This is a genomic window from Pantoea sp. USHLN298 (assembly GCF_037149395.1).
Classification (GTDB): domain Bacteria; phylum Pseudomonadota; class Gammaproteobacteria; order Enterobacterales; family Enterobacteriaceae; genus Pantoea; species Pantoea astica.
Genome location: NZ_JBBCRO010000001.1, coordinates 126,451 through 141,580, shown reverse-complemented (window position 1 = coordinate 141,580; position 15,130 = coordinate 126,451). Strand labels below are relative to the sequence as shown.

General features: G+C 56.0%; 15 protein-coding genes. 11 read left to right on the top strand and 4 right to left on the bottom strand.

The window, feature by feature from the left end; all coding sequences use genetic code 11:
• Positions 1-2: 2 nt before the first annotated feature.
• The 5 genes from cyoB (at position 3) to WFK59_RS00705 (ending at position 5,329) form a co-directional block, all read left to right on the top strand.
• Complete coding sequence (gene cyoB, locus WFK59_RS00725) at positions 3-1,985, top strand: cytochrome o ubiquinol oxidase subunit I (protein ID WP_233985118.1); 1,983 nt, start codon at positions 3-5, stop codon at positions 1,983-1,985.
• Positions 1,985-2,602, top strand: coding sequence for a cytochrome o ubiquinol oxidase subunit III (locus WFK59_RS00720; RefSeq protein WP_013356987.1), 618 nt, complete (start codon positions 1,985-1,987; stop codon positions 2,600-2,602). Before cyoB ends, WFK59_RS00720 begins: the two co-directional genes overlap by 1 nt.
• Positions 2,602-2,931 (top strand): cytochrome o ubiquinol oxidase subunit IV, encoded by a 330-nt coding sequence (locus WFK59_RS00715; protein WP_008924889.1) that lies wholly within the window; start codon positions 2,602-2,604, stop codon positions 2,929-2,931. The genes WFK59_RS00720 and WFK59_RS00715 overlap by 1 nt, the downstream gene beginning before the upstream one ends.
• Before the next feature lie 13 nt (positions 2,932-2,944).
• Entirely contained in the window at positions 2,945-3,832 is an 888-nt protein-coding gene (gene cyoE / locus WFK59_RS00710) for a heme o synthase (RefSeq protein WP_094120184.1), read from the top strand.
• Positions 3,833-3,964: 132 nt separating this feature from the next.
• Complete coding sequence (locus tag WFK59_RS00705; RefSeq protein ID WP_336754796.1) at positions 3,965-5,329, top strand: MFS transporter; 1,365 nt, start codon at positions 3,965-3,967, stop codon at positions 5,327-5,329.
• 298 nt (positions 5,330-5,627) lie between these two features.
• Here WFK59_RS00705 and WFK59_RS00700 read toward each other — a convergent pair whose 3' ends face one another.
• Positions 5,628-6,119 (bottom strand): YajQ family cyclic di-GMP-binding protein, encoded by a 492-nt coding sequence (locus WFK59_RS00700; protein ID WP_003852530.1) that lies wholly within the window; start codon positions 6,117-6,119, stop codon positions 5,628-5,630.
• Between the two features lie 135 nt (positions 6,120-6,254).
• Here WFK59_RS00700 and panE point away from each other — a divergent pair, with 135 nt between their 5' ends.
• Together panE and yajL are read left to right on the top strand one after the other, a co-directional pair.
• A complete protein-coding gene (panE, locus tag WFK59_RS00695; RefSeq protein ID WP_233985120.1) occupies positions 6,255-7,175 on the top strand; it encodes a 2-dehydropantoate 2-reductase in 921 nt (306 codons plus the stop codon).
• Positions 7,129-7,725: a protein deglycase YajL gene (gene yajL, locus WFK59_RS00690; protein ID WP_336754795.1), complete on the top strand. Its 597-nt coding sequence runs from the start codon at positions 7,129-7,131 to the stop codon at positions 7,723-7,725. The genes panE and yajL overlap by 47 nt, the downstream gene beginning before the upstream one ends.
• 67 nt (positions 7,726-7,792) lie before the next feature.
• On the opposite strand, the gene thiI is transcribed toward yajL, so the two are convergent.
• Positions 7,793-9,241: a tRNA uracil 4-sulfurtransferase ThiI gene (gene thiI, locus WFK59_RS00685; RefSeq protein WP_233985122.1), complete on the bottom strand. Its 1,449-nt coding sequence runs from the start codon at positions 9,239-9,241 to the stop codon at positions 7,793-7,795.
• Positions 9,242-9,473: 232 nt separating this feature from the next.
• Between thiI and xseB the strand changes: the two genes are divergently transcribed.
• The 4 genes from xseB to WFK59_RS00665 all read left to right on the top strand — a co-directional run bounded on the left by xseB (position 9,474) and on the right by WFK59_RS00665 (position 13,563).
• Entirely contained in the window at positions 9,474-9,716 is a 243-nt protein-coding gene (xseB, locus tag WFK59_RS00680) for an exodeoxyribonuclease VII small subunit (protein ID WP_094120180.1), read from the top strand.
• The gene (gene ispA / locus WFK59_RS00675) at positions 9,716-10,615 is read left to right on the top strand and encodes a (2E,6E)-farnesyl diphosphate synthase (protein WP_233985123.1); all 900 of its coding nucleotides are present in this window, start codon (positions 9,716-9,718) and stop codon (positions 10,613-10,615) included. Before xseB ends, ispA begins: the two co-directional genes overlap by 1 nt.
• A 19-nt stretch (positions 10,616-10,634) precedes the next feature.
• Entirely contained in the window at positions 10,635-12,500 is a 1,866-nt protein-coding gene (dxs, locus tag WFK59_RS00670; protein WP_233985124.1) for a 1-deoxy-D-xylulose-5-phosphate synthase, read from the top strand.
• Positions 12,501-12,588: 88 nt separating this feature from the next.
• Complete coding sequence (locus WFK59_RS00665) at positions 12,589-13,563, top strand: aldo/keto reductase (RefSeq protein ID WP_336754794.1); 975 nt, start codon at positions 12,589-12,591, stop codon at positions 13,561-13,563.
• A gap of 79 nt (positions 13,564-13,642) precedes the next feature.
• Here WFK59_RS00665 and pgpA read toward each other — a convergent pair whose 3' ends face one another.
• Both pgpA and thiL read right to left on the bottom strand, forming a co-directional pair.
• The gene (gene pgpA / locus WFK59_RS00660; protein WP_233985126.1) at positions 13,643-14,137 is read right to left on the bottom strand and encodes a phosphatidylglycerophosphatase A; all 495 of its coding nucleotides are present in this window, start codon (positions 14,135-14,137) and stop codon (positions 13,643-13,645) included.
• Positions 14,127-15,104: a thiamine-phosphate kinase gene (gene thiL, locus WFK59_RS00655; RefSeq protein WP_293001099.1), complete on the bottom strand. Its 978-nt coding sequence runs from the start codon at positions 15,102-15,104 to the stop codon at positions 14,127-14,129. The genes pgpA and thiL overlap by 11 nt, the downstream gene beginning before the upstream one ends.
• Positions 15,105-15,130 lie beyond the last annotated feature (26 nt).

Below are 15,130 nucleotides of genomic sequence, written 5' to 3'. Positions count from 1 at the left end.
CGATGTTCGGAAAATTAACACTGGATGCAGTGCCGTACCATGAGCCGATTATCATGGTTACGGTCGCCGGTATCATCTTAGGTGGTCTGGCGGTCATTGCTGCCATCACCTATTTTGGTAAATGGCAATATCTGTGGTCAGAATGGCTAACGTCTGTTGACCACAAAAAACTGGGTATCATGTATATCATCATGGCCTTCGTCATGCTGCTGCGTGGCTTTGCCGATGCGATCATGATGCGTACCCAACAGGTTCTGGCTTCGGCCGGGGAAGCAGGCATATTGCCACCGCATCACTACGACCAGATCTTTACCGCGCACGGCGTGATTATGATCTTCTTCGTGGCGATGCCGTTCGTGGTTGGCCTGATGAACATCGCCGTTCCGCTGCAGATTGGCGCACGCGACGTTGCGTTCCCGTTCCTGAACAACCTGAGCTTCTGGTTTACTGCGGTCGGTGTGATCCTGGTTAACCTGTCGCTGGGTGTGGGCGAGTTCGCACAGACCGGCTGGCTGGCCTATCCGCCGCTCTCCGGCGCGGAGTACAGTCCCGGCGTCGGGGTCGATTACTGGATCTGGAGTCTCCAGCTCTCCGGTATTGGTACGACCTTAACCGGTATTAACTTCTTCGTGACCATTCTGAAGATGCGCGCACCGGGCATGAGCCTGTTCAAAATGCCGGTCTTTACCTGGACTGCGCTGTGCACCAACGTCCTGATCATCGCTGCGTTCCCGGTTCTGACCGTTACGCTGGCGCTGCTGACGCTTGATCGTTATCTCGGCTTCCATTTCTTCACCAATGAAATGGGCGGGAACATGATGATGTACGTCAACCTGATCTGGGTCTGGGGTCATCCGGAAGTGTACATTCTGGTCCTGCCGGTGTTTGGTGTGTTCGCAGAAATTACCGCGACCTTCTCCAAAAAACGTCTGTTTGGTTACACCTCGCTGGTGTGGGCGACCATCGCCATTACCGTTCTGTCGTTCATCGTCTGGCTGCACCACTTCTTCACCATGGGTGCGGGTGCCAACGTTAACGCCTTCTTCGGTATCATGACGATGATCATCGCGATTCCGACCGGGGTTAAAATCTTTAACTGGCTGTTCACCATGTATCAGGGCCGCATTCAGATGCACTCTGCCATGCTGTGGACCGTTGGCTTCCTGGTAACCTTCTCCGTAGGGGGTATGACCGGCGTACTGCTGGCCGTTCCGGGTGCTGACTTCATTCTGCACAACAGCCTGTTCCTGATTGCACACTTCCATAACGTGATTATCGGTGGTGTGGTGTTCGGTTGTATGGCGGGCGTGACCTACTGGTTCCCGAAAGCCTTCGGCTTCACCCTGAACGAAACCTGGGGCAAGCGCGCATTCTGGTTCTGGATTATTGGTTTCTTCGTTGCCTTTATGCCGCTGTACGCACTGGGCTTCATGGGTATGACCCGTCGTCTGAGCCAGGATATCGATCCACAGTTCCACTCCTTGCTGGTGGTTGCTGCGGTCGGTGCCGGTCTGATTGCAATGGGTATCCTGTGTCAGCTGACCATGTTCTACGTTTCGGTCCGTGACCGTGACCAGAACCGCGATCTGACCGGTGACCCGTGGGGCGGCCGTACGCTGGAGTGGGCAACCTCTTCACCACCACCGTTCTACAACTTTGCCGTGATCCCGCATGTGCATGAGCGTGACGCTTTCTGGGAAATGAAAGAGAAAGGCGAAGCGTACAAACAGCCGGAAAAATATGAAGAAATTCATATGCCGAAAAACAGTGGTGCCGCGTTGATCATCTGTGCATTCGCCACGGTTATGGGCTTCGCGCTGATCTGGCACATCTGGTGGCTGGCAGGTCTCTCTTTCCTCGGCATGATCGTTACCTGGATCGTGAAGAGCTTCGACGAGGACGTGGATTACTACGTACCGGTTGCCGAAGTTCAGAAGATTGAGAAGCAGCACTTTGACGATATCAGCAAAGCAGGTCTGAAATAATGTCAACTGAAACTCTGATTAAGCATCACCACGACGCCCATGCGGAGCATGGGCATCACGATGCAGGAGCCAATAAAGTCTTTGGCTTCTGGATCTACCTGATGAGTGACTGCATTATCTTCGCAACCCTGTTTGCGACCTATGCAGTTATGGTCAACAACACTGCCGGTGGCCCGGCAGGTAAAGATATCTTTGAACTGCCGTTTGTTCTGGTAGAAACCGCCCTGCTGCTGTTGAGTTCGATCACTTACGGCATGGCTGTTATCTCCATGAACAAGGAGCAAAAAGGTGCCGTTATCGGCTGGCTGGCGCTGACCTTCCTGTTCGGTCTGGGCTTCATCGGTATGGAAATCTATGAATTCCATCACCTGATTGCCGAAGGCTTTGGTCCGGATCGCAGTGGCTTCCTGTCTGGCTTCTTTACGCTGGTCGGTACCCACGGTCTGCACGTGACCTCAGGTCTGATTTGGATGCTGGTGCTGATGTTCCAGGTCTCTAAACGCGGCCTGAATGCCACTAACCGTACCCGTATCATGTGTCTGAGCCTGTTCTGGCACTTCCTGGACGTGGTCTGGATTTGCGTCTTCACCGTTGTATACCTGATGGGAGCCATGTAATGAGTCATTCTGTTAACGAACATGGCGCTTCTCACGGTAGCGTGAAGTCTTACATGATCGGCTTCATCCTCTCTATCATCCTGACGGCGATCCCGTTCTGGATGGTAATGGATGGCAGTGCCTCTCACGGTACCATTCTCGGTGTTGTGCTGGTCTGTGCAGTGATTCAGGTGCTGGTGCACCTGGTTTACTTCCTGCACTTAGACAGCAAATCTGAGGGTGGCTGGAACATGGTGGCCATTGTCTTCTCGGCAATCATCATCCTGATTGTCGTTGTAGGCTCACTGTGGATCATGTGGAACCTCAACTACAACATGATGCCTCACTAAAGAGTCGCGCGTAATGTTTAAGCAATACCTGCAAGTTACAAAACCAGGAATTATTTTCGGGAATTTAATTTCTGTGATCGGCGGATTTTTGCTGGCTTCTAAAGGCAGCATTGATTACGCCCTGTTTCTCACCGCACTGGTTGGCGTGTCACTGGTGGTCGCATCAGGTTGTGTTTTCAACAACGTGATTGACCGCGACATCGACATCAAAATGGAGAGAACCAGGAATCGGGTGCTGGTAAAAGGCCTCATCTCCGCGAAAGTAAGCCTGGTTTATGCCACTGTATTGGGTATTGCTGGCTTTGCGTTGCTCTATTTCGGCGCTAACCCGCTGGCCATGTGGCTGGCGGTGATGGGCTTCGTGGTGTACGTGGGCGTTTACAGCCTCTATATGAAGCGTAACTCCGTCTACGGTACGCTGATCGGCAGCCTGTCTGGCGCCGCGCCGCCGGTGATCGGTTACTGCGCGGTCTCCAATGAGTTTGATGCGGGCGCGTTAATCCTGCTGGCGATCTTTAGCCTGTGGCAGATGCCGCATTCGTATGCGATTGCTATCTTCCGCTTTAAAGATTACCAGGCCGCCAACATCCCGGTTCTGCCGGTGGTGAAAGGTATCTCGGTGGCGAAGAATCATATTACGCTCTACATTCTGGCATTTATGATTGCCACGCTGATGCTGACGCTGGGGGGTTACGCTGGCTACAAATATCTGGTGGTCGCTGCGGCCGTCAGCGTCTGGTGGCTGGGCATGGCGTTATCGGGTTACAAGACCTCTAACGATCGTGTCTGGGCGCGGAAGCTGTTCGTTTTCTCTATCGTCGCTATCACCGCGCTGAGCGTGATGATGTCGGTAGATTCGATGGCACCCGCCTCAAAAGACCTGCTGACTTACATCGGGTAACCGATACCGCAACAGCATGAAAAGGGCGCGATTTTCGCGCCCTTTCTTTTTGTTACCACTGCTTAAAAACTATTATTTTACCCGCCCTGCCCCGCCCCCTAGAATGAACGCAGCACATTAACAGAGGTTGGAATGAACGATAATAAAATGACTCCGGTGGAGCTGCGCGCCACATGGGGCCTCGGTACGGTCTTTTCCCTGCGCATGTTGGGAATGTTCATGGTCCTGCCGGTCTTGACCACTTATGGCATGGCGTTACAGGGTGCGAGCGAAACCTTAATCGGCCTGGCGATTGGCATTTATGGCCTGGCTCAGGCGATATTTCAGATTCCTTTTGGTCTGCTCTCAGACCGTATCGGTCGTAAGCCGCTGATCGTTGGCGGGCTGCTGCTGTTTGTGCTCGGCAGCGTCATCGCGGCCTGCACCGAATCGATCTGGGGGATTATCCTGGGGCGCGCTCTGCAGGGCTCCGGGGCGATTGCCGCCGCGGTGATGGCGTTACTGTCCGATCTGACCCGTGAACAGAACCGCACCAAGGCGATGGCCTTTATCGGCATCAGTTTCGGTATCACTTTCGCGATTGCGATGGTGGTCGGCCCGATCGTCACTCATGCGCTGGGTCTGCATGCGCTGTTCTGGATGATCGCGATCCTGGCCTCGGTCGGCATTGTGATTACCCTGCTGGTGGTGCCATCTGCCTCTCACCATGTGCTGAACCGTGAATCCGGCATGGTTAAAGGCAGCTTCCGCAAAGTGCTGGCCAATTCCCGACTGGTTAAACTCAATATCGGTATTTTCTGTCTGCATGTGCTGTTGATGTCGAGCTTTGTCGCCCTGCCCGGCCAGTTTGAACAGGCGGGCTTACCGGCTCCGGAGCACTGGAAAGTCTATCTTGCGACGATGCTGATCGCCTTTGCCGGCGTGGTGCCGTTCATCATCTACGCCGAAGTGAAACGCCGCATGAAGCGAGTGTTTGTGGGCTGCGTCGGGACGATCGTGGTGGCTGAGATCGTGCTGTGGGGCGCGGCGGGTCACTTCTGGACGCTGGTGATCGGCGTTCAGCTGTTCTTCTTTGCCTTTAACCTGATGGAAGCGATTCTGCCGTCGCTGGTGAGTAAAGAGTCGCCCGCTGGCTATAAAGGCACGGCGATGGGTCTTTACTCCACCAGCCAGTTCCTCGGCGTGGCGGTAGGCGGCAGCATGGGCGGCTGGGTATTCGGTCACTTCGATGCGCAGACCGTATTCCTGGTCGGTGCCATCGTTGCCGCCGCCTGGCTGTTTGTCAGCATGACAATGCAGGAGCCGCCATACGTCAGCAGCCTGCGTCTGGTGCTGAGCGATGCGGCACTGGCGGCTCCCAATCTGGAGCAGCGCCTGAAAGCCCAGCCTGGCGTTAACTCGGTGTTCATCGTGCCGGAAGAGAAAAGCGCTTACATCAAAATTGATAGCAAGGTTACCAGCCGCCCTGAGCTGGAAGCTCTGCTGGGTAGTTGCTAGCTTAAAAAAATTTAGTGATAACGTCAGCTCGTTTCGCTTCAGGATCGAGCTGGCTCAGGGAACACGGTCAGATCGGAAAGTTGCAAAAGCCGCCATCCATGGCGCTTTCGCGTCTTTGCGAAAGGCACATGCTCCCTGAGCAAGCGCGCGATCGCACAGACGCCCTATAGCTCCCAACTCTCTCCAGAATTTCGACTTTTTTAAAGCAACAGAAGCCCACCCAAACTCAACAACAAAAAACCCGGCCTTAGCCGGGTTTTTATCACTGCATTCATGCTGAAACTCAGCCTGCTGCCGCTTAATCGCGGAAGTTTTTAAACTGGAATGGCTGTCCCAGATTGCTGCCGCGCACGATTGCCATCGCACCCTGCAAATCATCACGCGCTTTGCCGGTCACGCGCAGGGCTTCACCCTGAATCTGCGTCTGCACTTTCAGCTTGCTGTCTTTAATCAGCTTCACCAGCTTCTTCGCGACATCGCTTTCAATGCCTTTTTTCAGTTTGGCATCCACCGCCCAGCTTTTACCGCTGTGCTCAATCTCTTCCGGCACCTCTAAAGCACCGCCTTCAATTCCGCGCTTCAGCAGTTTCTCACGCAAAATATCGACCAGCTGTTTGACCTGAAAATCGGACTCGCTGGTGATTTTGATGGTTTCATTCTTTTCGTTGAGCTCAAATTCGGCGCTCACGTTGCGGAAATCAAAGCGGGTAGACACTTCACGGTTGGCATTTTCCACCGCATTGCGAATTTCCTGCAGATCGACTTCTGAAACGATATCGAAAGATGGCATCTCTTCTTCTCCTGACGCTAAAGTGACATGCATAATACGCGTCTTAAGGCGCTAAATAAAATCAGGCTGCGTACAACGCTATACTTGTACAGTGACAGTAAATAATAAATGGATAGCCCGCCAGCGGGAGGCAGTATGAAAATTACCGTGTTAGGTTGCGGTGCTCTGGGGCAGGTCTGGCTCACGGCGCTGGCTCGCCAGGGACACGAGGTTCAGGGATGGTTACGGGTCCCTCAGCCTTATTGCTCAGCCAATGTCGTCGATCCGCAAGGCAACATTTCAAACCGTACGTTTATCGCTAACGATCCGCTGTTTCTGGCTGAAAGCCAGCTGCTGCTGGTGACCCTGAAAGCCCCGCAGGTCTCCCCGGCGGTTAAAAATCTTGAAAGCGTGCTGGCAGAAAACTGCCCGGTGCTGCTGTTGCACAATGGCATGGGGACGCTGGAGGAGCTGAAAGGGCTGACTCAGCCGCTGCTGCGCGGCGTCACCACTCATGCCGCGATGCGCGACGGCACGGTGATTAAACACATCGCCAGCGGCATCACTCATATCGGTCCCGGCAACCGCAAAAGCGCCGCTTACAGCGACCTGGCTGAGATCCTGCATCATGCGCTACCCGACGTCGCCTGGCACGACAATATCCGCGCCGCCTGCTGGCGCAAGCTGGCGGTCAACTGCGTGATTAATCCGATGACGGTAGAGTATGAGTGTCAGAACGGTGCGTTACGCGCCTATGCCGACCCGATCGCACGCTTGTGCGAGGAGATCAGCTGGGTCATGGAGCGCGAAGGTCAGGCCGTCGCCAGCGAAAGCCTGCAGGATATGATTTTCGACGTGATTGAAAGCACCGCCGCCAATACCTCGTCGATGCTGCAGGATATCCGCGCTCAGCGGCTGACTGAAATCGACTATATCAGCGGCTTTCTGCTGCGCCGCGCCCGCGCCCACGGTCTGGTGCTGACTGAAAACAGCCGTCTGTATGACATTGTTAAACGTAAGGAGTCTTATTATGTCCGCGAACGCATCGGTACTGGTTTGCCTGGCACATGGCAGTGAAGAGACCGAAGCCGTTACCACTATCGACCTGCTGGTGCGGGCCGGACTGAAAGTGGTGACCGCCAGCGTTGAGAGTGATGGCAGCCTTGAAATCCGCTGCTCACGTGGCGTTCGCCTGCTGGCCGATGCGCCCCTGGTCGAGGTGGCAGATAACGATTATGCGGCGATAGTGCTGCCCGGCGGGCTGAAAGGCGCAGAGACATTCCGCGACAGCCCGCTGCTGGTCGAAACGGTGCGGCAGTATCATCTTAACGATAAAATTGTTGCGGCCATCTGTGCCGCGGCCGGTACGGTACTGGTGCCGCACGATCTGTTCCCGGTAGGCAACATGACGGGCTTTCCCGGCCTGAAACAGACGATTCCTGAAGAGAAATGGATGGAGCGTCGGGTGGTCTGGGACCCGCGGGTGAAGCTGCTGACCAGTCAGGGACCCGGTACTGCGATGGATTTTGCCCTGAAGCTGATTGATCTGCTGATAGGCAAAGAGATGGCGCGCGAAGTAGCGGCACAACTGGTGCTGGCTCCGGGCATTTACGACTATCAGGCCTGATGACAACAGCGGCGGCCAGTCGGGACGGTGATCGTCCCGACTGGCGATGTTACCGACGGAGAAACCCTTACGGGCGGTAAACTTTAACGTTTTTAAAGCCCTGCTCATGCAGATAAAGCGCCTGCAGACGACTCATCACGCCGCGATCGCAATAGAGCAACCAGGTACGGTTCTGATCGAGATCGCCAAACTGGCTGCTGAGCTTATAAAACGGCAGCGATTTAACCTCAGTCGCACTGAGCTTGAGCGGATTCTCTTCCTGCTCATCAATCGCCCGGATATCCAGCACGATATCGTTATCGCCCAGCGAGGCCACAGTTTCGACTTCCACCACCTCTTCTTCGGTCTGCTCAGCGATGGTACGGATATCGACGTTGGTCGCCTCTTCCACTACCCGATTGAGAATAGCGAAGTCGAAATTCTGCTCCTCTGCCTCAATCTTCGCCTTAACCGCTTTCACCGTCGGGCTTTTTGAGATCACGCCGCAATACTCCGGCATGGTGCTGGCAAAATCTTCAGTACCGATCTCACGCGCCACCTTGATGATGTGCTCTTTATCATGCGAGATCAGCGGACGCAGAATCAGGGTGTCCGAGGCGTTATCGATCAGGCGCAGGTTAGTCAGCGTCTGGCTGGAGACCTGGCCGACTGCTTCACCGGTCACCAGCGCCTGCACGCCGTAGCGCTCAGCAATGATGGAGGCGGCACGCACCATCATGCGTTTCAGCACCACGCCCATCTGGCCATCATCCACTTTTTCCAGGATTTCACCCACCACCGGCTCGAAATTGATCGCCACAAAGCGAACCCGATGCGAACGGCCAAAGCGATTCCATAGGTAGTGCGCGACCTGACGAACGCCGATTTCATGCGCTGCGCCGCCCAGATTAAAGAAGCAGTAGTGCACGCGGCTGCCGCGACGCAGCAGCATATAGCTGGAGACGCCGGAGTCGAAGCCGCCAGAAATCAGCGACAGCACATCTTCCTGAGTGCCGATCGGGAATCCGCCCAGCCCTTCGTAGCGCGCCGTCACCAGCGTCAGCCGGTTCTCTTCCACTTCAAGATTGACCGTCACGTCCGGATTTTTAAGCTGAACGCGCGCGCTTTCGATGTGCTGATTCAGTCCGCCACCGACATAACGTTCCACATCCTGTGAACTGAAGCTGTGCTTACCGCGACGCTTAACGCGGACGCAGAAGCTTTTTCCTTCCAGGCTGTCGCGGTACTGGGCTAAGGTCTGCTCAAAGATATGATGAATATCGGTGTATTCGCGATCTTCTACCGCTAAAACGTGGTGGATCCCTGGAATGCGCGTCAGCTCATCAGGAATAATCTCCCCGAGCGCCGGATTTTTAGAACGCACTTCAATATGATCCCAATAGCGCACGACCGCGATATCCTCACTGACAGTCTTAAGGACATTGCGGATATTGCTGGCAAGAATCTTAATAAAGCGCAAACGCACCGACGGACTCTTGATGGTGATTTCAGGAAATAACTTGATGATAAACTTCATGGCGACACAGCTTCGTTGGGCAAATAAGTGCTAAAACAGGCAGCACTTAGCTGGTAAAATCACAAAATTGCGGGCTGCATGGCGCAACCGCATCCGAGGCGCAGGAGTATATCACCTTTGTCAGGTGACTGCTTCTTCAACAGCCGCCGCATTGATTATTTTGCTAATCATTTGGTCTCAGCTACCATGACCGATTGCAGGATAATGTCCCAACCGTGAGTCGACCCAAAATATGCCGAAAAAAGCCGAACAGCCAGCCAGCTTTGAAACGTCATTGCAGCAGCTGGAACAGATTGTCAGCCGTCTGGAAAGTGGTGAACTGCCGTTGGAAGAGGCACTGAATGAGTTTGAGCGGGGCGTGCAACTGGCGCGTACCGGTCAGCAAACGTTGCAACAGGCTGAACAGCGTGTGCGCATTTTGCTGAGCGACGATAAAGATGCCGAACTCACCTCTTTTACCCCGGAAAACGACTAATGGATTTTGCCCAGATGCTGAATGGGTATCACCAGCAGGTGAATGCCGCATTGACGCGCTTTATAGAGCCACTCCCTTTTCAGAGTTCTCCTCTGGTTAATGCCATGCATTATGGGGCATTATTAGGCGGTAAACGCCTGCGCCCTTTTCTGGTTTATGCCACCGGCGAAATGCTTCATGCCGACCCGGCGAGTCTGGATGCGCCCGCTGCGGCGGTTGAATGCATTCACGCGTACTCTCTGATTCATGACGATCTCCCTGCGATGGACGACGACGCACTGCGTCGCGGGCAGCCGACCTGCCACATTAAGTATGGCGAAGATACCGCGATACTGGCCGGCGATGCTTTACAGACGCTGGCCTTCTCGATTCTGACCGATACGCCAATGCCGGGCGTCAGCGCAGAGTATCGGCTTATGATGCTGTCGGAACTGGCGCAGGCCAGCGGCGTGGCGGGGATGTGTGGCGGTCAGGCGCTGGATCTGGCGGCAGAGGGTCAGTCGGTAGATCTGGTTCAGCTGGAGCAGATTCATCGCCATAAGACCGGCGCGCTGATTCGCGCCGCAGTGCGGCTGGGTGCGCTGGCGGCAGGCGAAACGGGTCGGGCAGCTTTACCGGCACTCGACCGCTATGCTGAGGCTATCGGCCTCGCCTTTCAGGTACAGGACGACATTCTGGATGTGGTGGGCGATACCGCGGTTATCGGAAAACGTCAGGGAGCCGATCAACATCTCGGCAAAAGCACCTATCCTTCACTGTTAGGGTTAGAACAGGCCCGTGCTAAAGCGCGGGATTTGTATCAGGAAGCCCTTGATGCATTAGAAATTCTCGCAGCGCAATCCTATAACACCACAGCATTGCAGGCGCTGGCGAGCTTCATAATTGAACGCGACAAATAACTTCCATAATGAGTCTCTGATGAGTTTTGATATTGCAAAATACCCGACACTGGCGCTGGCAAATACGGTTCAGGAGCTGCGCGCCCTGCCGAAAGAGAAGTTGCCCGCGCTCTGTGATGAACTGCGTCAGTATCTGCTAGACAGCGTGAGCCGCTCAAGCGGCCACTTTGCGTCGGGTTTAGGCGTGGTCGAACTGACGGTTGCGCTTCATTATGTCTACAACACCCCGTTCGACCATCTGGTCTGGGATGTGGGTCATCAGGCTTATCCGCATAAAATCCTGACCGGTCGTCGCGATCGCATTGGCACTATTCGCCAGAAAAATGGCGTGCATCCGTTTCCCTGGCGCGGCGAAAGTGAATATGACGTGCTGAGCGTCGGCCACTCGTCAACCTCAATCAGCGCGGGTCTCGGCATGGCGGCGGCGGCAGAGCGCGAAGGCCTGGGTCGTCGCACCGCCTGTATTATCGGCGACGGTGCCATCACCGCGGGCATGGCATTTGAAGCGATGAACCACGCGGGCGATATCAAACCAGACATGCTGGTGATCCTGAACGATAACGAGATGTCGATCTCGGAGAACGTCGGCGCGCTGAACAATCGCCTGGCGCAGATCCTGTCGGGCAAAACCTATGCGCGACTGCGCGAAGGCGGAAAGCGCGTGCTGACCGGCCTGCCGCCGATTAAAGAGCTGGTGCGCCGCACCGAAGAGCATCTGAAAGGCATGGTGGTGCCGGGTACGCTATTCGAAGAGCTGGGCTTTAACTATATCGGCCCGGTCGACGGTCACGATGTGCTGACGCTGGTCAATACCCTGAGCAACATGCGCAGCCTGAAAGGGCCGCAGTTCCTGCATATCATGACCCGAAAAGGCAAAGGCTACGCGCCGGCAGAAGAAGATCCGATCGCCTGGCATGCGGTACCGAAATTTGATCCCGCCAGCGGCGAACTGCCCAAAAGCGCAGAAGGCTTGCCGAGCTACTCGAAGATTTTCGGTAACTGGCTGTGCGAAATGGCAGCCGACGATCCGAAACTGATGGCGATCACCCCTGCGATGCGTGAAGGCTCCGGTATGGTCGGCTTCTCACGCGAATATCCCAACCAGTATTTTGACGTGGCGATTGCTGAGCAGCATGCAGTGACCTTCGCGGCCGGGATGGCGATTGGCGGCTACAAACCGATCGTTGCCATCTACTCCACTTTCCTGCAGCGCGCCTACGATCAGCTGATCCACGACGTGGCTATCCAGAAACTGCCGGTCCTGTTTGCTATCGATCGCGGCGGCATTGTTGGTGCCGATGGTCAGACCCATCAGGGCGCGTTTGATCTGGCCTATCTGCGCTGCGTGCCGGATATGGTGATCATGACGCCGAGCGATGAGAACGAATGCCGGCAGATGCTCTACACCGGTTATCACTATCAGGATGGTCCAAGCGCGGTACGTTATCCGCGCGGCACCGGCATCGGCACGCCGCTGGCACCGTTGCAAAGCCTGCCGCTGGGTAAAGGCGTGGTGAAGCGTCAGGGCGAAAAACTGGCGATCCTCAACTTCGGTACGCTGTTACCGGAAGCGGCTGCCGCGGCAGAAGCGCTTAATGCCACGCTGGTGGATATGCGCTTCGTTAAGCCGCTGGATGAGGCGCTGATCGCTGAGCTGTCGGCCAGTCACGAAGCGTTGATTACGCTGGAAGAAGGCGCCATCAAAGGCGGCGCGGGCAGTGGTGTCAACGAACTGGTGATGGCGAAGCGTCTGCGCATTCCGGTTCTGAATATCGGCCTGCCTGATGAGTTCATCCCGCAGGGTACGCAGGACGAAATCCGTCATGACTATCTGCTGGATGCAGAAGGTATTCAGCAACAGATCGCCAGCTGGCTGGCGCAGTAATCCCCTCCTCTGCGCTCCCCTCGGGGAGCGCAACCCTTGCTATGCTTATTCTCTGCTAAAAATCATGCGCTATGCCGCTGGAGCCATTATGAAAACCATTCACCTGGGTAATACCGATCTGCAGGTTTCGCGTCTCTGTCTCGGCTGTATGACCTTTGGAGAGCCGACCCGCGGCAATCACGCCTGGACGCTGCCGGAAGCCAGCAGTCGTCCGCTGATCCAGCAGGCGCTGAATGCCGGCATCAACTTTTTTGACACCGCCAATAGCTACTCCGATGGCAGCAGTGAAGAGATCCTTGGCCGGGCGCTGAAAGACTTTGCCCGCCGCGACGAGGTAGTGGTCGCTACCAAAGTCTACTTTCCGCTGAGTAACCTGTCGCAGGGCCTGTCGCGCCAGAATATCCTGCAATCGATTGATGACAGTCTGCAGCGCCTGGGAATGGAGCATGTCGATCTGCTGCAAATCCACCGCTGGGATTACGATACGCCGCTGGAGGAGACGCTGGAAGCGCTGCACGATGTGGTGCAATCCGGCAAAGCGCGCTATATCGGTGCCTCATCGATGCATGCCAGCCAGTTTGCTCAGGCACTCACGATGCAGAAGGATCGAGGCTGGCATCGCTTCGTCAGCATGCAGGATCAGTACAACCTGATTCAGCGTGAGGAGGAGCGTGAAATGCACCCGCTCTGCCTGCAGGAACAGATCGCCGTGCTGCCGTGGAGTCCGCTGGCGCGCGGCAAGCTGACCCGTCCGTGGGGCGAAACCACCGCGCGCTCCAGCTCAGATAAGGTGATGGAATCACTGTATGCCAATACTGAAGAGAACGATGCGGCGATCGCGCAGCGGCTGGCGCAGGTCGCTGAGGATAAAGGGGTTAGCCGGGCGCAGGTAGCGCTGGCATGGCTGTTGAGTAAGCCAGCCGTCACCGCACCCATTATTGGTGCTTCGCGAGCTGAGCAGTTTGATGATTTGGTGAAGGCGGTAGAGGTGACGCTGAGTGAAGCTGAGATTGCCGCGCTGGAAGAGGTCTATCAACCGCATCAGGCGGTCGGATACGAGTAAACGCTGACGCGCGCACCTTAACCGCGGAGTTAAGGTGCGCGGCAATAACGGCATTCCATGCGGGATGCCAACAACCGTCTTAACCGGCCAGCCAGACCCCAAAGCCATACAGCATCGCCGCGGCAATCACGCCGGCAATAATATCGTCAACCATGATGCCCATACCGCCATGCACGTTGCGATCGAACCAGCGTATCGGCCAGGGTTTCCACATATCCAGAATGCGGAACAGCACAAAGCCGCCCAGCACCCACTGCCAGCTGTTAACCGGGATCGCCATCAGCGTGATCCACATGCCGATAAACTCGTCCCAGACAATGCTGCCGTGATCGTGTACGCCCATATCTTTGGCGGTACGATGACAGAGGTAAACGCCGACGCAGATCCCCACCAGCACCACCAGCGAGTAAAGATCCTGCGGCAGAGATGTCATCAGCCACCAGAAGGGGATCGCCGCCAGCGATCCCATGGTGCCAGGCACCACCGGGCTGAGTCCGCTGCCAAAACCGGTCGCCAGCAGATGCCAGGGATTGCTCATCCGCAGCCGGCCTTTTGCCACGTCGTTATTTAGCATCAAAGTGATCAAACCCTTTATGGCGGAACGTCGCTGGCTTGCCGTTTTCCAGCAGCAGTAGCCCTTCCGACTCCGGTGCCATCTGACCAATGCAGGTATAAGGCACGCCAAGATGACCCAGCGCCACGTCCAGCGCGCCGCGGTTCACCTCAGGCACGGTAAAGCAGAGCTCATAATCTTCGCCGCCGCTCAGCGCCCAGCGTAACACCTGATCGGGCTCGAAGTGATCGCGTAGCGCGGCGGAGAGCGGTAACGCGTCGAGGTTTAGCCGCGCGCCACAACCGCTGGCTTTCAGCACATGACCGAGGTCAGAGATCAACCCGTCAGAGAGATCCACCGCCGAGGAAGCCAGAGAGCGCAGCGCCTGCCCCTGCAGAATGCGCGGCATCGGCCGCAGATGGCGTTTAATCAGCGCTTCATGCACCGCCGGATCGCTGATACGGCAGTGATGTTGCAGCAGCGCCAGACCGGCCGCACTGTCACCCAGCGTGCCGGTGACGTAGATCCAGTCACCCGGTTTTGCGCCCGAACGTTTCAGGGCGCGGCCCTGCGGCACCAGGCCATGAATCGCCAGCGTCAGGCTCAGCGGGCCGCGCGTGGTATCGCCGCCCACCAGCTGCATATCATAATATTCCAGCAGCTCGAACAGGCTTTCGCTGAACGCAGAGAGCCAGCTCTCATCGACCTGCGGCAGGGTTAAGGCCAGCGTCAGCCACGCCGGATCGGCGCCCATCGCGGCGAGATCGCTGAGGTTAACCGCCAGCGCTTTGTAGCCTAAATCGGCAGGATGGATATCCCGTAAGAAATGCACGCCCGCGACCAGGGTATCGGTGCTGATCGCCAGCGTCTGTTTTTCCGGCACGCTAAGTAACGCACAATCGTCGCCGATGCCGAGTTCGACGTCACGACGGCTGCGCGTTCTGCGGTTGAAGTAGCGTGCGATGAGTTCAAATTCACCACAAGACATAATTGCGTTCCGCTTAACCCTTTATG